The organism is Stenotrophomonas sp. STEN021, assembly GCF_056760175.1.
The window spans coordinates 25,055-43,123 of record NZ_JBRREH010000037.1; the positions used below are offsets into that span (position 1 = coordinate 25,055).

The window sequence follows — 18,069 nt, forward strand, 5'->3', positions numbered from 1 at the left end:
GGTGAGGGGAAGCTTCTAGCTAAAGAGCCAAAACCCCCGAATTCATCCAGCTTTAACAGCGCTGGGCGCTCCTTACGCCTGCCGGCACATTCCAGCCCGGTTCATCCCTTGCGGAGGCGTATATGTTCGAGTCGTTGATTCGCGAAGCGGCCAGCCGCTTTCATCTCGGCGACAATGCAGGGCGCCTCGTGCGCCAGCTTGTCGATGTCATTTTCGATCCCGCCAACGGCGGCTTCGCCGGACTGCAGAAACGCTTTACCGACGCGGGCCTCGACGGCCTGTTCTCGTCGTGGATAGGCACCACGCCAGGCGACAACGTCCTGCAACCAGACCAGTTCAGCGCCGGCTTTGGCCAGAACCTGTCCAGTGGCATCGCCAGCAAACTCGGTATCCCAGCTGCCGCCGTGAACATGGCGGGTGCGTGGTTGTTACCCAAGATCGTCGGCCAGCTTACCCAAGGCGGAACACTCCCCACTTCGCGTCCTGCTGACTACGAGCGCTGGTTTGGTACCAGCACACCTACCGCCGGCTATAGCGGCGGAGGCACCGTTACCAGCAAACCATCCGGCGGCTTCTGGAAATGGCTGCTTCCACTGATTCTGCTGCTTGCGGCGTTCCTGCTGTTCCGCAGCTGCAAGAAGGAAGAAGCCGTTGCACCAGCGCCGATGCAACCAGCAGCCACTACACAGCCCGCGGCACCGGTTGCACAAGCCAATCCACGCTTTGGCTTCGAGAACGTGGACGGCAAGGTGACAGTAAGTGGCCAGGTTGCCAGCGATGCCGACAAGACCCGCTTGTGGGATGCGTTGAAAGCCAACTTCGGTGAAGGCAATCTGGCCGGCAACATCACCGTCGATCCGGCGACCCTGCCAGCGGGCTGGCTGGACAAGCTGATCGCCGCACTGCCCGAATTGAAAGCCAAGGGCCTGAAGTTCGGTTTCGATGGCGACAAGCTCAACATCGATACCAGCGGCATGGCCGAAGCCGATCGTTTCACGGTGAGTGACAAGCTGCGCAGCCTGTTCGGCGGCTTCGAGATCAGTGGCTTGTGGGATCGGGCGGCAGCGGCCTTGTCAGGACTCAAAGCCGGCTTCAGCGGCGATGATCTGGTCAAAGCCCTGAACCTGATGAACATCTACTTCGACACAGGCTCGGCCACCATCACCCGCGACAGTCTGGAGACACTGACCAGCGCAGCGAATGCGATCAAGCAGGCACCCGCAGACACCAAGATCGAGGTCGGTGGGCACACCGACAACACCGGTGATGCGGCTGCCAACGTGACCTTGAGCCAGCAACGCGCGGACGCGGTGGTTGCCAAGCTGGCCGAGCTTGGCGTTGCTGCCGGCACGCTGACTGCCAAGGGCTATGGCCAGGAAAAGCCGCGTGCCAGCAATGACACTGAAGAGGGTCGTGCGCAGAACCGTCGGATCGAGTTTGCGGTTACCAAGTAATGTTGTGCATTGGGTGAAGAGCAAAGGCTTGCCCTCACCCCAACCCCCGCTCCGCGCCCCGGCCCTTGCGCTGGCGCAAGGTCGTTCAAGGAGCAGCGAACCTGCGGTTCGCAAGCTGCTCTTTCACCCCGCAGGCGGGAGAGGGGCTAGTGCACTACGAGCGCAAGCTATGCGAGCCCCTCTCCCGCCTGCGGGAGAGGGGTTGGGGTGAGGGCGCTCTGAAAGCACGTAAATCCAACCGTCCCCCCAAATGACCTTCCTGTAACAACCCCTGCGGCATAGTGTCCGCATGCTTGATGACCTACAGCGACCGCCCCCTCCGGCGCTGGCAGATGACGACGCACTGTTTCTCGACGTAGATGGCACCCTGCTCGCCTTTGCTGACCATCCGGACAAGGTAGCGCCCGACCCGTCCCTGCTCGGGCTGCTCGCCAGTGTGCAGCAACGTCTGGGTGGCGCACTTGCGTTGCTCAGTGGCCGCCCTGTCAGCCAACTGCAAACCATGTTCGCGCCACTACGCCTGCCAATGGCCGGGCTGCACGGCGCGCAACTGCTGACTTCCGCCGATGCGGAACCCGCCCAGACAGACACTGCGGCGTGGCTGCATACACTGCACCAGCGCGCGATGCGATTGGCGCACGCACACCCCGGCGTATTGATCGAAAACAAAGGCCAGGCATTGGCCCTGCATTGGCGCAAAGCGCCAGATGCAGGCGCGGCGATCATCGCCTTCGCCAACTCACAGCTAGCGCAACTGGCCGACGTGCGCCTGCAGCCAGGCGACCATGTTATCGAGTTCGTTGGCAGCAGCCACGACAAGGGCCGCGCCCTGCAGCAGCTGATGCAACAGCCACCTTTCCAGGGCCGCCGCCCGCTGTTCATCGGCGACGACCTCACCGACGAACACGGCTTCCACGCCGCGCAACAACTCGGAGGCGTTGGCGTGCTTGTCGGCCAACGCAACGAAAGCGTGGCCGTTGCAGCGCTGCCCGATATCACGGCCGTACACGCGTGGCTGCGCGCAGCCACTACCTGACCCACCCGGAGGAAACAGCGGCGCCACTGGCGTTCGCGCAACAAGGAGAACGCAATGCAAGACGCCACTCTCGACCTTGGCGTAGTTGGCAATGGCAGTTTCGGCGCACTGATGGACAAACAGGCGCGCGTGGTCTGGAGTTGCCTGCCCAGCTTCGACGGCGACCCGGCCTTCTGCGCCCTGCTCAATCCCAACCAGCACCCAGGCGGCGACTTCGGCATCGAGCTGGAGGACTTCCTCGACAGCGAGCAGGCCTATCTCACCAACACCGCCATCCTGCGCACCGTACTGCGCGACACACACGGCGGCGCGGTGGAAATCATCGATTTCGCCCCGCGCTGGCGCCAGAACGATCGCTTCTACCGCCCCGTCAGCCTGATCCGCCAGGTCACCCCGCTGTCCGGCAATCCGCGCATCATCGTGCGCGCACGACCGCTGGCCGACTGGGGTGCGCGCCAACCGGAAACCACCTGGGGCAGCAACCACATCCGTTGGCTGCTGCCCAACATGGTGCTGCGACTGACAACCGATGTCCCCGTCCGTTTTGTCCGCGATGCCCTGCCCTTCGTACTCAACCACCGCGTGCATCTGGTAATGGGCGTTGACGAATCACTCAACCGCTCGCTCAGCGGCTACGTGCAGGAAGCCATGCAGCGCACCCGCGACTATTGGCGCGAATGGGTGCGTTACCTGTCGGTACCGCTGGAATGGCAGGACGCGGTGATCCGCAGCGCCATCACCCTGAAGCTATGCCAGTACGAGGACAGCGGCGCGATCATCGCGGCGATGACCACCTCCATCCCTGAGGCACCGGGCAGCAGCCGCAACTGGGACTACCGCTACTGCTGGCTGCGCGATGCGGCATTCGTGGTGCGCGCACTCAACCGCCTCGGTGCGACCCGCACCATGGAACAGTTCCTGGGCTACATCTTCAACCTTGCCAGCACCGACGGCAGCCTGCAGCCGCTGTACGGCATCGGCTTCGAAGCCAAGCTTGATGAGGAGGAAGTCGCCTCGCTGTCCGGCTATTGCGGCATGGGCCCGGTACGCCGCGGCAACCTGGCATGGGTGCAGCGCCAACACGATGTCTACGGCAGCGTTGTGCTAGCCTCCACCCAGTTGTTCTTCGACCAACGCCTGCAGGACCCGGGCGATGCGCACACCTTCGCGCGACTGGAACCTCTTGGCGAGCAAGCCTTCGCGCTGCACGATGTGCCGGATGCCGGGCTGTGGGAATTCCGTGGCCGTACCGAAGTGCATACCTATACCAGCGCGATGTGCTGGGCGGCCTGCGACCGGCTGTCCAAGATCGCGACGCGTTTGAAACTCGATGGCCGCGCCATCTACTGGCGCGAACGTGCCAACCAGATCCACGCACGGATCATGCATGAATCCTGGAGCGAGCAACTCGGCCACTTCACCGACACCTTCGGCGATCACCGGCTGGATGCATCCTTGCTGCTGCTGGCCGACATTGGTTTCATCGACGCCAACGACGCGCGCTTCATCGCCACGGTCGAAGCCATCGGCCGTGACCTGAAGCATGGCAACGCCTTGTATCGCTACACCGCACCAGATGATTTCGGCACACCAGAAACCAGCTTCACCATCTGCACGTTCTGGTACATCGATGCGCTTGCCGCGATCGGGCGCATGGACGAAGCGCGCGAGATGTTCGAAATACTGCTACAGCAGCGCAATCATCTGGGCCTGCTATCCGAAGACCTAGCCTTCGATGGCAAGGCCTGGGGCAACTTCCCGCAGACCTACTCGCATGTGGGACTGGTGATCGCCGCGATGCGCTTGTCGCGCAGCTGGCAGGAGGCGTCGTGAGCCGACTGGTGGTGGTCTCCAACCGGGTGGCGCTACCTGGCGAGAACCGCGCCGGCGGGCTGGCAACCGGCCTGCTGGCGGCGCTGAGCGAACGCGGGGGGCTATGGTTCGGCTGGAGCGGACGCAGCGTCAGTGTCGATAGCGGCGCCCTGCACGAAGCGCAGGATGGCCCGATCCGCTACCTGACGATGGACCTGTCCAAAATCGACCTGGACAACTACTACAACGGCTTCGCCAATCGCGCCCTGTGGCCGCTGCTGCATTTCCGCCTGGACCTGGTTGATTACGACCGGCGCAAGCGCGAAGGCTATTGGAAGGTAAACAGGTTGTTCGCCGATACGCTGGCTCCACGGCTGCGCGACGACGATACAGTCTGGATCCACGACTACCATCTGATTCCGCTGGCCGCGTTGCTGCGCGAGCGCGGTGTCGGCTGCCGGATTGGCTTCTTTCTGCATGTACCGGTGCCCTCGGCCGATCTCATCCAGGCGCTGCCCGACCATCGCTCGCTGTTCTCAGCGCTGTATTCGTACGACCTGCTCGGCTTCCAGACCCGGCGCGACGTAGACCGCTTTCAATCCTATGTGCGCCTGTTCGGTGGCGGCACCTTGATTGACAACGACTGGATCAAGGCACCAGACGGACGCCGCGTGCGTACCTCGGCATTCCCGATCGGCATCGATACCGAGCAAATCGCACGCCAGGCCCGCAGCGCGGCCAGCAACAAGCCGGTGCGTGATCTTCGACAGAGTCTGCAGCATCGCAAGCTGGCAATCGGCGTGGACCGGCTGGACTACTCCAAGGGCCTGCCGGAACGCTTCCATGGCTTTGAGCGTTACCTGCAACGCTATCCGCAGCAGAAAGGCGAAATGACCTTCCTGCAGATCGCACCGGTATCGCGCGGCAGCGTCAATGAGTATCGCAAGCTGCGCAGCGACCTGGAACGACTGGCCGGGCATATCAACGGTGGCCACGCCGAGGCCGATTGGACACCACTGCGCTACGTCAACCAGAACTACGCACACAGCACCCTGACCGGGTTTTACCGGCAGGCGGCGGTGGGCTTGGTGACACCGTTGCGCGATGGCATGAACCTGGTGGCCAAGGAATACATCGCTGCGCAGGACCCTGAAAATCCGGGCATGTTGGTGTTGTCATTGTTGGCCGGCGCAGCGGATGAATTGAAGCAGGCATTACTGGTCAATCCGCATGACCTGGATGGCGTTGCCGATGCTATTGCGACGGCGGCGAACATGCCGCGCGGCGAACGCATCGAACGCTGGCGAGCGATGATGGAGCATCTGCGTTCGCATGATATCCATCGCTGGCGGCAGGATTATCTGTTGGCGTTGGAGGGGAGGTAAAGCCCCCTCTCCCCAACCCCTCTCCCGCGAGGAGAGAGGGGCTAAATCTGCAGTTGCTATTTATGCTGGAGCTCGCAATGCACCGAGCTCCTCTCCCCTTGCGGGGGGAGAGGGAGCGCTTGCGAACCACCGGTTCGCGCTCGCTCGAGCGCCCTTGCGCCAGCGCAAGGGCCGGGGCGCGGAGCGGGGGTTGGGGAGAGGAGTAGCTTCAAGCCTGCAAACCCCACCAAACCCACTCAATCCAAAAACCGCCCGCGCTGCTCCGCCGTAGGCAGAAAGCAGCTGTCATGCCGCCCAAACCAGCGGTAGCGATTGCGCGCCAACCAGCGATACGCAGGATCCCGCACCACAGCCGGCAACACCCGCGCAAGCCCCGCCAAGCGCCAAGCCCCACCCAATCCGGTCACCACCCGCACAATCGCGTCCGTATCGGTATAGGCCACACCGTCGGCGACCAACAGGAACGACAAAGGATCGTCCGGGTCCAGCCCGTGCGCGGCCAACAGCGTCCGCCCCTGCTCGCCCTGCATCGCCGCGAACCGGTAGCGGCCGGCCTGATCAAAGCGCAGCAGGAAGCGCACCCAGCGGCTGCACAGCGCGCAGACACCATCAAACACGATCACCGCCGGCTCAGCCATGTACCGGCTCCGGCAACAGCCAGCCTTCGTAACGGATCAGCCGCCCGATCAGTGGCATCGATACATCCACCAGGAATTCATAGCGGCCTGCGTGTTCGCGCTCACTGCATTGCACCTGCGCGAACCAGCGCGTCGGCAAGGGCAGCACACCGAATGCCCAGGCGCGCTCGGCCCGCCACAGGATCTGGCCGGCCTCCTCGCGCAATCCGAAGCGGAAGCGCACCGCGCCAAGCTGCTCGAACAGCCGCCCTTCGCGTTGCCACAGGCGCGATGCCATCCGCGCGGCGCCGAATTGCCGGTTCCAGCGCTCACCTGCGGCATCGACCACGAACTCCACCGTCACCGGCACGCTTGAGCTCGGCGGCAGCCGCGCCAGCCAGGCGCAGGGAGCCACCAGCCAATGCGTGCCACGTAGTACCTCGCCCTGCCCGCTCCAGCGCTGGCGGGCGGGGATCGCGTGCAGCGCGCGCACCTGCGGTGCCAGCTGTTCAAACGCGGGGCCTAGCACCTGCGCGAACAGCGGCAGGCTCATCGCTCCATCCACACCAGGGTGGCGATGCGCCCACTGCGACGGTCGCGACGGTGCGAGAACCAACGCTGCGGATCGGCCATGGTGCACAGGTCACCGCCATGGATGGACTGCGCCTGCATGCCCGCCGCGACCAACCGCTGCCGCGCCAGCCCCGGCAGGTCCACCTTCCAGTGGCCCGGCCGGGTCGCGACGAAGTGGCTTTCAGCGGCGCTGGAATGGGCCATGAAGGCCTCGCGCACGTCCACGCCGACCTCGTACAGGGCCGGCCCTGCCGCGGGGCCTATCCACGCTACGAGCGCCTCGGCGGGCGTGTGCATCGCGGCCAGCGTGTTCTCCAGCATGCCGCGCGCCAAACCACCCCAGCCGGCATGGGCTGCGGCCACTTCGCTGCCGTCGCGGGCGGCGAACACCACCGGCAGGCAGTCAGCGGTGAGGATCGCCAGCACCACGCCGGGAACCGAGGTCACCGAGGCATCGGCGGTCGGTTCGGCGTCCAATCCTTGCGCCTGTGGTGGCGCGTCGAAACGCAGGGCCACACTGCTGTGCACCTGGCGCAGCCAGTGCGCAGCCGAAGGCAGCTTCGCCAGCTGCTGCAGTTCGTCGCGGTTGCGCTGCACCTGGGCCGGATCGTCACCATCGGCGGCGGTCCGGTTGCCCAGGTTGAAACTGTCAAACGGGGGCTGCGAGCCGCCGGCACCATGGCGCATCGTGGTGAAGGCCCGCACCCCCGGGGGCGCAGGCCAGTCGGCCAGCCACAGCGGGCTCGCCTCCACCATTACCAGCGGCCCCGCTCGCGCTCGGCAAAGGCCTTGGAGTCCTCGCGCAACGCCTTCATCAGCGCTTGCAGATCGGCCGGCACCGGCGCGGTGTTGCTGATGGTCTCGCCGGTGATCGGGTGCTGGAATTCCAGCGTTTCGGCGTGCAGGGCCTGGCGCTTGAAGCCGCGCAGTGCCGCGACCAGCTCGTCGGTGGCGCCCTTGGGCAGTTTCAGCGAGCCGCCGTACAGCGGATCACCGACGATGGCGTGCTTCAGGTGCGCCATGTGCACGCGGATCTGGTGGGTACGGCCGGTTTCCAGGCGGCATTCCAGCGCGGTATGGGCGCGGAAGCGCTCACGCAGGCGGTAATGGGTCACCGCTTCCTTGCCGTCCTCGCGCACGCCCATCTTCAGGCGGTCACGCGCATGGCGGTCGATCGGGGCATCGGCAGTACCGCCCGAGACCAGCGCACCGACAACCACCGCCAGGTACTGGCGATGCACTTCGCGCGCGGACAGCTGCTCGACCAGCGCGGTCTGCGCCTGCACGGTACGGGCCACCACCATGACGCCGCTGGTGTCCTTGTCCAGGCGGTGGACCACGCCGGCGCGGGGCACCTTGGCGATCTCCGGGTCACGGAACAGCAGCGCGTTGAGCAGGGTGCCGCTCGGGTTGCCAGCGCCGGGGTGGACCACCAGCCCGGCCGGCTTGTCGATCACGAACACGTGTTCGTCCTCGTACAGGACCGACAAGGGGATGTCCTCCGGCAGGGCGTGGACTTCGACCTCCAGCACCGCATTCAGGGTGGCGATTTCGCCGCCGCGGACCGGGTCGCGCGGGCGGACGGGCTCGCCATCGAGCAGAACTGCGCCGGATTTGATCCATTCGGTCAGGCGCGAACGGGAGAATTCGGGGAACAATTCGGCCAGGACCGCGTCGAAGCGACGACCGGCGGCGGAATCGGGAACCTGCGCGTGGCGGGGGCTGGAAGAGGTGTTCTCGGACATGGGCAAAGACCGGCTAAAGACGAAATTATGGGGTCCAGACGACAACAGTCAGTCGCAGGACAGGCCACTAGGCTATCATCGCCCCTTCGTATTCCTGCCGCGTCCTGCCCTGAACCCATGATCCGACGCTCTTCGCTGCTGTCCGCGCCCGTCCGCCTCACCGCCCTGTTGCTGGTTTTGGTCTTCGTCGCCACTGGTTGCCACCGCGGCGCCAAGAAGGACGCCGACGAAGGCGCGCCGGTCGAGCAACTGTTCGAAAAGAGCCACAAGCTGATGGAGGGCGGCAACTGGTCCGGCGCCGAAACCAGCTTCAAGCGCCTGATTGCGCAGTATCCGTACGGCCCGTACACCGAGCAGGCGATGATCGAAAGCGCCTATGCCCAGTACAAGGCCGGCAAGAACGATGACGCCGTGTCGAGCATCGACCGCTTCATCCGCACCTACCCGACCCACCGCAACATCGCGTACCTGTACTACCTGCGCGGTCTTGCCAACGGTAATCGCGATACGGTTTTCCTGCGCCGCGTATGGTCGCTGGACCCGAGCCGCCGTGATCTGTCGACCCCGCGCCAGGCCTATGCCGATTTCAATATCGTCACCGAGCGCTACCCGAACAGCCGTTATGCCGCCGATGCGCGCCAGCGCATGGTCGAACTGCGCGACGTGTTCGCCCAGCATGAGCTGGACGATGCCCTGTACTACGCGCGCCGTGGCGCCTGGGTGTCGGTGGTTGGCCGCGCCAACTACCTGCTGGAAACCTACCCGCAGAGCGCCTTCCAGTACGACGCAGTGGCGCTGCTCGGCGAGGCCTACACCCATCTGGGCAACAAGACCCTGGCCGACGACGCCCGCCGCGTGCTGCAGCTGAACCAGCCGGAGCATCCGTGGCTGGCCGGCAACTGGCCGAAGTACCCGTGGATGATCCGCAAGCTGAACCCGTTCGCGGGTGAGCGCTCGGTGGCCACCGGCCAGAGCAACGCCACGATGAACCGCGGCAAGTAAGCGGTTGCCGTAATGGTGGTGATGGAAAGGGGCCTTTGGGGCCCCTTTCTTGTTTTTGGGCTCTGGAAGTTGGTTCCTTTGGCTTCGCATGGGCTTGCTTGCTGGAAGCCTGCCCTCACACCCCCTCTGCCTCCGGGAGACGGCTCACACGGCGTCGACTGCTAGCGCACTAGCCCCTCTCCCGTTTACGGGGGAGGGGTTGGGGTGACGGCAGCTCCAAAGCTCCTGCCACCCTCTCAACATCACCCCCATCTCAAAAATAAAAATGCCACCGACAACATCGGTGGCAAAGAGAGAGATGAACCGGTGTTTTCTTGTGGCCCCATCCTGCTCTCGCAACATGTAGAGAATTTGTCGAAAACGCGTTGGGTTGCGCAATTCAGCTGACCAACCACCATCGGCCGGCGTGCTCCAACGATACGAGGCCGGGACCGCAGCCTGGGCCGATCAACCCACGCCTTGCCCCTCGCCGGACAAGCTGAAGGGGCCTTTCGGCCCCTTCCCTGTACAAGCTGCCAGCCGCAGAACGCTCAGCCGCGATAACCGTTGGTGATGGGATAGCGGCGCTCGCGGCCAAAAGCGCGCCGTGACACCTTCGGCCCCGGTGCAGCCTGATGCCGCTTCCATTCACTGATCCGCACCAGCTTCAGCACCCGATCCACCACTTCTGGCGCATAACCCGCGTTGACGATGTCTTCGCGCGACTGCTCCTGGTCGATGTAGCGGTACAGGATGCCATCCAGCACATCGTAGGCAGGCAGCGAGTCCTGGTCGGTCTGGTTGTCGCGCAGCTCGGCCGAGGGCGCGCGCGCGATCACCGCAGGCGGAATCACCGGCGCCCCACCCACCGTATTGCGCCACTTGGACAATCCGTAAACTTCCGTCTTGTACAGGTCCTTCAACGGCGCATAGCCACCGCACATGTCGCCGTAGATGGTGGCGTAACCCACCGCGTATTCGCTCTTGTTGCCGGTGGTCAGCAGCAGTCCACCAAACTTGTTGGCCAAGGCCATCAGGATCACGCCACGACTGCGCGACTGCAGGTTTTCTTCGGTCACATCCGCCACCTGGCCTTCAAACATCGCCGACAGCGACTGCATCAGGCCCTGGAAGGCCGGTTCGATCGGCACCGTCTCCAGCTTCACGCCCAGCGCACGGCACTGCTCCACTGCCAGATCATTGGACAGGTCAGCGGTATAGCGCGACGGCAGGCTGACAGCAGTGACGTTGTCAGCCCCCAATGCATCCACCGCCAGCGCCAGTACCAACGCCGAGTCGATGCCACCTGACAGGCCCAACCAGACCTTGCTGAAGCCGTTCTTGCCGCAATAGTCCTGGATGCCGCGGGTGACCGCGCGCCAGGCCAATGCATCCATGCTCTCATCGCCATCGTCGATCCAGCGCAGCGGCATGAAGCTGCGCGCGGCGACGTTGTACTCGACCACCAGCATTTCTTCGGTGAAGGCCACGGCCGCCGGATGCACGGTGCCGTCGCCATCGGCCACGACCGACGCGCCATCGAACACCACCGCATCCTGGCCACCGACGGTGTTGACGTAGGCGATGGCGACGCCGGTTTCGCGACTGCGCTCGGCCAGCAGCGCATCGCGCTGGGCGTGCTTGCCACGTTCGTACGGCGATGCGTTGGGCACCAGCACCAGTTCCGCACCGGCCTTGACGGTGGCAGCCAGCGGCTCGGGGAACCACAGGTCCTCGCAGATCACCAGTCCCAGCTTCACGCCATTGACCTCGAACACGCAGTTGCCACCGTCCGGATCCACATCGAAGTAACGTCGCTCGTCGAACACGGCGTAGTTGGGCAGCTCACGCTTGCGGTAGGTGTTGGCGATCGCGCCATCGCGCAGCACGCTGGCGGCGTTGTAGACCACCGCACCGGCGCTCTGTGGCCAGCCCACCACGGCGACGATGCCCTGCACTTCTGCCGCGACCCGCGCCAATGCCTGCTCGCAACTGCGCAGGAAACCCGGCCGCATCAGCAGGTCTTCCGGCGGATAGCCGCTGACGGCCAGTTCCGGGAACAGCACCACATCGGCACCGTACTCGTCACGCGCCTCCTGCATCAGTTCGATGATGCGATCTGCGTTGCCGTCCACGTCCCCGACCGGGAAATCGAACTGTGCCAGGGCGATGCGTAGCGATTCGGACATATCAACAACCTTCTGCTTGGCCCCGCACCCTGCGGGGGCTTGGTGTTGCCAACGCCGCGCGCAGGATGCTTTCGCGGACCGCGGCAGTGTGGCTCAGAGCCTCATTATTCCAGAAGCGCAGCACGCGGTAGCCGTTACGTTGCAGGAAGGCATCGCGGCGGAGGTCATCGGGATCGGTTGCGTGCTGGCTGCCATCCAGTTCGATCACCAGCTTGTGCGCCAGGCAGACGAAATCCCCAACGTACGGCCCGATTGGGTGTTGCCGCCGGAACTTGGAGCCGACCAGGTGGCGCCCCTGAGGAAGTACCAGATGCGGTGTTCGGCATCGGTCATGCGCCGGCACAGGGCACGGGCGCTGTTGGTTTTGCTGCCTTCGCGCATGGGAGTCTCCTTGGTTGGGAGACGATTGCTTGGCGGAGCGTTGGCTGGAATCGGGGGAAACGGCTTTTTGGATGGAGAGATTTCCGCTTTTTGACCCTGCCAGGGAGGTGGCGGAAAGCGAAGACGAAGGCAAAGACAAAGGCAAAAGCTTGCCCTCACCCCTCCCCCTCTCCCGCAGGCGGGAGAGGGGAAAGCAACTGCAACAGCGAGGAGCAGAGCCAAGGCCCAAAAACAAGAAAGGCCACCCGAAGGTGGCCTCTCTCGAATCACTGAAGCGCAGTCTTACTTGACCAGCTTCGCGATGGCAGCGCCCAGGTCGCCCGGCGAACGGACGGTGACAACGCCAGCAGCTTCCATCGCTGCGAACTTGCCCTCAGCCGTGCCCTTGCCGCCCGATGCGATCGCACCAGCGTGGCCCATGCGCTTGCCGGCTGGAGCCGAGGCGCCTGCGATGAAGCCGACAACCGGCTTCTTCACGAACTGCTTGATGTACTCGGCACCGGCTTCTTCAGCGTCGCCGCCGATTTCGCCAACCATGATGATGCCTTCGGTCTGCGGGTCTTCGTTGAACAGCTTCAGGCAGTCAACGAAGTTCAGGCCGTTGATCGGATCGCCGCCGATACCGATGCAGGTCGACTGGCCCAGGCCCACTTCCGTGGTCTGCTTGACCGCTTCATAGGTCAAGGTGCCCGAACGCGACACGATGCCGATCTTGCCCGGCATGTGGATGTGGCCCGGCATGATGCCGATCTTGCACTCGCCCGGGGTGATCACGCCGGGGCAGTTCGGCCCGATCAGCACGGTGTCCGGATGCGAACGGGTCAGCACGTTCTTGACGCGCAGCATGTCCAGCACCGGGATGCCTTCGGTGATGCAGACGATGACCTTGATGCCGGCAGCAGCGGCTTCCAGGATCGCGTCAGCCGCGTACGGCGGCGGCACGTAGATGACCGAAGCATTGGCGCCAGTGCTCTGCACGGCATCGGCCACGGTGTTGAACACCGGCAGGTCGATGTGGGTGGTACCACCCTTGCCCGGGGTCACGCCGCCGACAACCTGGGTGCCGTACTCGATCATCTGAGTGGCGTGGAAGGTGCCCTGCTGGCCGGTAAAGCCCTGCACGATCACCTTGGTGTTCTTGTTGATCAAAACTGACATTGGATTTCCTTCGGTGTCGGATCAGGCGGCGTTCTTGACAGCTTCAACGATCTTCTTGGCGCCATCGTTGATGTTGTCAGCCGGGATGATGGCCATGCCGCTGTCACGCAGCAGCTGCTTGCCTTCTTCCACGTTGGTGCCTTCCAGGCGCACCACCACCGGAACCTTGACGCCCACTTCCTTCACGGCAGCGATGATGCCTTCGGCAATCATGTCGCAGCGGACGATGCCGCCGAAGATGTTGACGAAGATGCCTTCGACCTTGTCCGAGGACAGGATCAGCTTGAAGGCTTCAATGACGCGCTGCTTGTTGGCACCGCCGCCCACGTCCAGGAAGTTCGCCGGCTCGCCGCCGTTGAGCTTGATGACGTCCATGGTGGCCATGGCCAGGCCTGCGCCGTTGACCATGCAGCCGATGTTGCCGTCCATGGTGACGTAGTTGATGTCCAGCTCCGAAGCGATCACTTCGGTCGGGTCTTCCTGGGTCTTGTCGCGCATGGCGACCAGGGCCTTCTGGCGGAACGCGGCGTTGTCGTCGCTGTCGAACTTGCCGTCCAGCGCGTACAGGTTGCCGTCGTCCAGGATGGCCAGCGGGTTGATTTCAACCAGCGCCAGGTCCTTTTCGTTGAACAGGCGGTACAGGTTGACCATGATGCTGGCGAACTGGCCAGCCTGCTTGGCGGTCAGGCCCAGTTTGAAGCCGAAATCACGGCCGTGGTAACCCTGCACGCCTTCAACGAAATCAACGTTGAGCGAGTGGATCAGCTCCGGGGTCTCGGCAGCAACCTGCTCGATCTCCACGCCGCCTTCCGAAGAAGCGATGTAGGTGATGGTCTTGGTGCCACGGTCAACCAGCACCGACAGGTACAGCTCCTTGACGATCTCACCGGCGGTGGTCACCAGCACCAGGTTGACCGGCAGCTCGACGCCTGCGGTCTGGTAGGTAGCCATCTTGGTGCCGAGCATCTTGGCCGCAGCCGCCTTCACGTCGTCGGTGGTCTTGCAGAACTTGACGCCGCCAGCCTTGCCGCGGCCGCCAGCGTGGATCTGAGCCTTGACCATCCAGGGGCCCTGGCCCAGCGACTGGGCAGCAGCTACAGCCTCGTCCGGGGTCGCAGCGACCTTGCCGGCCGGGACCGGGATGCCGTATTCGGCAAGCAGTTGTTTTGACTGGTACTCGTGGAAATTCATGCGTCACCGTGGGAATAGGAACGACCGCACACATCTCCTCGGGCCCCGGCTTGGGGGCGCCGGCAAGGACTGCGGCGGGCCCACTATTGTGGCCGAGCCAGCGCCGGGGCGCAAAGAAGTCTGTACAAATGACCAAGTACGGCATGTTTTCTGGCTATTTTTCAGCAACTTGCCTCTGAATAGGGGACGCCGCGCGCGTGTCGTGCAGCAGCCCGTGCGCACCTATACTTGGCGGGTTAACGCTTGGATAGGAGTTCCGGCTTGGCCCCCAGCACTTCGCTCATCGACCGCATCGAATCGATCCCGCGTCGCGAGCTGTACTTCTTCGCCCTGTACCGGGTGCTGATCGCCACCCTGCTGGCCGCGCTGGTCTTCAGCCCGCTGACGCCCTTCGCTGGCGAGGCGCACCAGCTGCAGCTGGCGGAAGCCGTCACGATCCTCTATCTGCTGGTAGCACTCGCGCTACTGGCCTGGGGCCGCAACGAACGTTGGCTGCAACCGATCGTGTTCGGCAGCCTGTTGGTCGACATCACCGCCGCCACCCTGCTCAGCCATGCCCTGCCCGGGGCCAGCGCCGGCATCTCGATGTCGCTGCTGTTCAATATCGCTGCCGCTGGCCTGCTGCTGCCGCTGTCGCGTGCAATGCTGATTGCCCTGCTGGCCTGCGCGGCAACTATTGCCGAGTACATCTGGCAGATGCTGGAAGGCGGCCAGAACACCCGCACCCTGGCGGAGCTGGCGATGTTCGCCACCAGCTATCTGGCACTTACCTTCATCGCCTACCAGATCGGCAACCGCTCCCGCCGTACCCAGCAGTTGGCCGATCAACGCGGCGCCGAAGTAGCCAACCTGTTCGAAGTGAATGAACTGATCATCCGACGCATGCGTACCGGTGTGCTGGTAGTGGATACCAATGGCCAGATCACCTTGGCCAACGAGGCGGCGACGGCCCTGCTGGGCGATATGGAGGGGGCACTGGCTACCGAACGCGTCGCCTTGAACATCGCATCGCCTGAACTGGCGCGGCGCCTGCAACGCTGGCGCAATGGCTGGCATGAAGACGAACAACCGCTGCAACTGGCCCCGGAGCAGGCCGAAGTACTACCGCGCTTCGCGCGCCTGCTGGCCGACAGCGACATGTCGCTGATCTTCCTGGACGACACCACCGTCGTCTCACGCCGGGCCGAATCACTGACCCTGTCCACCCTTGGCCGCTTCTCGGCCAGTCTGGCCCATGAGATCCGCAATCCATTGGCAGCCATCAACTACGCCACCCAGCTGTTGGAGGAATCCGAGGACATAGGCGAGGCCGATCGGCGCCTGTTGCAGATCATCCATCAGCAGTGCCACCGCACCAATGGCATCGTCGAGAGCGTGCTGGCCTTGGCCCGACGCGAACGGGCAAATCCCGAGAACCTCGACCTGGCCGCGTTCGTGCGCCGCTTCGTCATCGAGTATCGGCAGACCCTGTCGCTGGAGAACGACAGCCTGGAAGCGGTGATCCGCGAGCCCTCGGTGATGGCGATGATCGACCCCCGACACCTGCACCAGGTGCTGACCGCACTGGTCCACAACGCCCTCAAGTATGGACGGGTGGCCGATGAGCCGGCCCGCATCCGCATCCGCGTCGCCTCGGCCGAACGCAATGCGGTCATCGACGTGATGGACCGTGGCCCCGGCATCCCCGATGCCATCGCTACCCAGCTGTTCCGGCCGTTCTACACCACCTCCGAACACGGCACCGGGCTGGGCCTGTACATCGCCCGTGAGCTTTGCCGGGCCAACCAGGCCCAGCTGGACTATGTGTCCATTCCCGCTGGCGGCGCCTGCTTCCGGCTGACCCTGAGCATCCCGAAAACCGCCTTCGCCCGCAGTCAGCGCCAATGAACCGTTTTTCGATGCAATCGTTTGTAGACATACCGCTACCTCGGCTATCGTTCCATTCATGAACGCAACACATAGCGCCCTGATCGTCGATGACGAACGCGACATCCGTGAGCTGCTGGTCCTTACCCTTGGCCGCATGGGCTTGCGGATCAGTACCGCCGCCAACCTCGCCGAGGCCCGGGAACTGCTGGCCAGCAATCATTTCGACCTGTGTCTGACCGATATGCGCCTGCCCGACGGCAACGGCATCGAGCTGGTCACTGAAATCACCCGCGACCACCCAGCCACCCCGGTAGCGATGATCACCGCCTTCGGCAGCATGGATCTGGCGGTGGAGGCCCTGAAAGCGGGCGCCTTCGATTTCGTCAGCAAGCCTGTGGACATCAATGTGCTGCGCGGCCTGGTCCGACACGCCATCGAGTTGAACAACGCTGCGCGCCCCAGCACGCCCCCTCCGCCGGAAAGCGCCACCCGGCTGCTTGGCAGCTCGCCGGCAATGGATGAGCTGCGCGCCACCATCGGCAAGGTCGCCCGCAGCCAGGCCCCGGTCTACATCCTGGGTGAATCCGGCGTGGGCAAGGAACTGGTCGCCCGCACCATCCACGACCAGGGCGCGCGCGCAGCCGGACCGTTCATTCCGGTCAACTGCGGCGCCATCCCCAGTGAATTGATGGAAAGCGAGTTCTTCGGCCATCGCAAGGGCAGCTTCACCGGCGCCCATGCCGACAAGCCAGGCCTGTTCCAGGCCGCCAGCGGCGGCACCCTGTTCCTGGATGAAGTGGCCGAACTGCCATTGCAGATGCAGGTCAAGCTGCTACGCGCGATCCAGGAAAAATCGGTACGCCCGGTAGGCGCGGCCACCGAAGTCACCGTGGACGTGCGCATCCTTTCTGCCACCCACAAAGACCTGGGTACGCTGGTACAGGACGGCCGCTTCCGCCACGACCTGTACTACCGCATCAACGTCATCGAACTGCGGGTACCACCGCTGCGCGAACGCCGCGGCGACCTGCCACAGCTGGCCAGCACCATCTTGAACCGCCTGGCACAGCAGCAAGGCCAGAAACCCCCGCAACTGGCAGCTTCGGCGCTTGAAGCCCTGGATGCCTACTCCTTTCCCGGCAACGTACGCGAACTTGAGAACATCCTCGAGCGCTCGCTGGCGCTGGCTGACAGCGACCGCATCGACGCTGGCGACCTGCGTCTGCCGCAGCCGCAAAGCGCAACGCCGCGTGCTCCCAGCAGCGAAGCCCCAACACCGCTTGTCGCTGTCGAAGAAGCCGTTGTCGATATCGACCCCGCCAGCTCCGCCCTGCCCTCCTACATCGAACAGATGGAGCGCACGGTGATCCAGAAGGCACTGGAAGAGAACCGCTGGAACAAGACCAAGACTGCCGCCCAACTGGGCATCACCTTCCGTGCGCTGCGCTACAAGCTGAAAAAGCTGGGCATGGAATAAGGCCGGCACCCAGAACCCAGGTAGAGCCGAGCAATGCTCGGCTGAGGCCTTACCAGCAATCCTGACCGTAGAGCCGAGCCATGCTCGGCTGGGGCCTTACCGATAACCCTCATGTAGTGGGGGGGGGGCGGGGGGGGGGGGGGGGGGGGGGGGGGCCCCCCCCCCCCCCCCGGGCGGGCCCCGCCCCCCCCCCCCCCGGGG

General features: G+C 64.2%; 13 protein-coding genes and 2 pseudogenes. 7 read left to right on the top strand and 8 right to left on the bottom strand.

Going from position 1 to position 18,069, the window contains the following annotated elements; all coding sequences use genetic code 11:
* The first annotated feature begins 122 nt into the window (after positions 1 to 122).
* The 4 genes and pseudogenes from ACVOL0_RS09980 (at position 123) to otsA (ending at position 5,687) form a co-directional block, all read left to right on the top strand.
* The gene (locus ACVOL0_RS09980; RefSeq protein ID WP_481548954.1) at positions 123 to 1,454 is read left to right on the top strand and encodes an OmpA family protein; all 1,332 of its coding nucleotides are present in this window, start codon (positions 123 to 125) and stop codon (positions 1,452 to 1,454) included.
* 289 nt (positions 1,455 to 1,743) lie between these two features.
* Positions 1,744 to 2,490 carry a trehalose-phosphatase gene (otsB, locus tag ACVOL0_RS09985; RefSeq protein WP_481548955.1) on the top strand — a complete coding sequence of 249 codons (747 nt, stop codon included), beginning with the start codon at positions 1,744 to 1,746 and terminating at the stop codon, positions 2,488 to 2,490.
* A gap of 27 nt (positions 2,491 to 2,517) precedes the next feature.
* Positions 2,518 to 4,323: pseudogene (locus ACVOL0_RS09990) on the top strand (glycoside hydrolase family 15 protein); the annotation flags it as partial.
* A complete protein-coding gene (gene otsA / locus ACVOL0_RS09995) occupies positions 4,320 to 5,687 on the top strand; it encodes an alpha,alpha-trehalose-phosphate synthase (UDP-forming) (protein WP_481548956.1) in 1,368 nt (455 codons plus the stop codon). The pseudogene ACVOL0_RS09990 and the gene otsA, both read left to right, overlap by 4 nt.
* Positions 5,688 to 5,923: 236 nt before the next feature.
* On the opposite strand, the gene ACVOL0_RS10000 is transcribed toward otsA, so the two are convergent.
* From ACVOL0_RS10000 to rluD, 4 genes are read right to left on the bottom strand one after another with little or no spacing between them, the layout of a single operon-like run.
* Positions 5,924 to 6,325, bottom strand: a complete 402-nt coding sequence (locus tag ACVOL0_RS10000) for a thiol-disulfide oxidoreductase DCC family protein (RefSeq protein WP_481548957.1) — start codon at positions 6,323 to 6,325, stop codon at positions 5,924 to 5,926.
* The gene (locus tag ACVOL0_RS10005) at positions 6,318 to 6,851 is read right to left on the bottom strand and encodes a DUF4166 domain-containing protein (protein ID WP_481548964.1); all 534 of its coding nucleotides are present in this window, start codon (positions 6,849 to 6,851) and stop codon (positions 6,318 to 6,320) included. The genes ACVOL0_RS10000 and ACVOL0_RS10005 overlap by 8 nt, the downstream gene beginning before the upstream one ends.
* Before the next feature lie 2 nt (positions 6,852 to 6,853).
* On the bottom strand, positions 6,854 to 7,633 hold the full coding sequence (gene pgeF, locus ACVOL0_RS10010) for a peptidoglycan editing factor PgeF (protein WP_481548958.1): 780 nt from the start codon (positions 7,631 to 7,633) through the stop codon (positions 6,854 to 6,856).
* A complete protein-coding gene (rluD, locus tag ACVOL0_RS10015) occupies positions 7,633 to 8,622 on the bottom strand; it encodes a 23S rRNA pseudouridine(1911/1915/1917) synthase RluD (RefSeq protein WP_481548959.1) in 990 nt (329 codons plus the stop codon). The genes pgeF and rluD overlap by 1 nt, the downstream gene beginning before the upstream one ends.
* Before the next feature lie 117 nt (positions 8,623 to 8,739).
* On the opposite strand from rluD, the gene ACVOL0_RS10020 reads away from it, so the two are divergent.
* A complete protein-coding gene (locus ACVOL0_RS10020; RefSeq protein WP_481548960.1) occupies positions 8,740 to 9,624 on the top strand; it encodes an outer membrane protein assembly factor BamD in 885 nt (294 codons plus the stop codon).
* 530 nt (positions 9,625 to 10,154) lie between these two features.
* On the opposite strand, the gene ACVOL0_RS10025 is transcribed toward ACVOL0_RS10020, so the two are convergent.
* The 4 genes and pseudogenes from ACVOL0_RS10025 to sucC all read right to left on the bottom strand — a co-directional run bounded on the left by ACVOL0_RS10025 (position 10,155) and on the right by sucC (position 14,522).
* Entirely contained in the window at positions 10,155 to 11,792 is a 1,638-nt protein-coding gene (locus tag ACVOL0_RS10025) for an NAD+ synthase (RefSeq protein ID WP_481548961.1), read from the bottom strand.
* Between the two features lies 1 nt (position 11,793).
* Positions 11,794 to 12,173: pseudogene (locus tag ACVOL0_RS10030) on the bottom strand (endonuclease domain-containing protein).
* A 282-nt stretch (positions 12,174 to 12,455) separates the two neighbouring features.
* A complete protein-coding gene (gene sucD, locus ACVOL0_RS10035) occupies positions 12,456 to 13,331 on the bottom strand; it encodes a succinate--CoA ligase subunit alpha (protein ID WP_481509135.1) in 876 nt (291 codons plus the stop codon).
* A gap of 21 nt (positions 13,332 to 13,352) precedes the next feature.
* Positions 13,353 to 14,522 carry an ADP-forming succinate--CoA ligase subunit beta gene (gene sucC / locus ACVOL0_RS10040; protein WP_057629765.1) on the bottom strand — a complete coding sequence of 390 codons (1,170 nt, stop codon included), beginning with the start codon at positions 14,520 to 14,522 and terminating at the stop codon, positions 13,353 to 13,355.
* A gap of 261 nt (positions 14,523 to 14,783) precedes the next feature.
* On the opposite strand from sucC, the gene ACVOL0_RS10045 reads away from it, so the two are divergent.
* Positions 14,784 to 16,409: a sensor histidine kinase gene (locus ACVOL0_RS10045; RefSeq protein WP_481548962.1), complete on the top strand. Its 1,626-nt coding sequence runs from the start codon at positions 14,784 to 14,786 to the stop codon at positions 16,407 to 16,409.
* 58 nt (positions 16,410 to 16,467) lie between these two features.
* Complete coding sequence (locus tag ACVOL0_RS10050; RefSeq protein WP_481548963.1) at positions 16,468 to 17,868, top strand: sigma-54-dependent transcriptional regulator; 1,401 nt, start codon at positions 16,468 to 16,470, stop codon at positions 17,866 to 17,868.
* Positions 17,869 to 18,069: the final 201 nt, after the last annotated feature.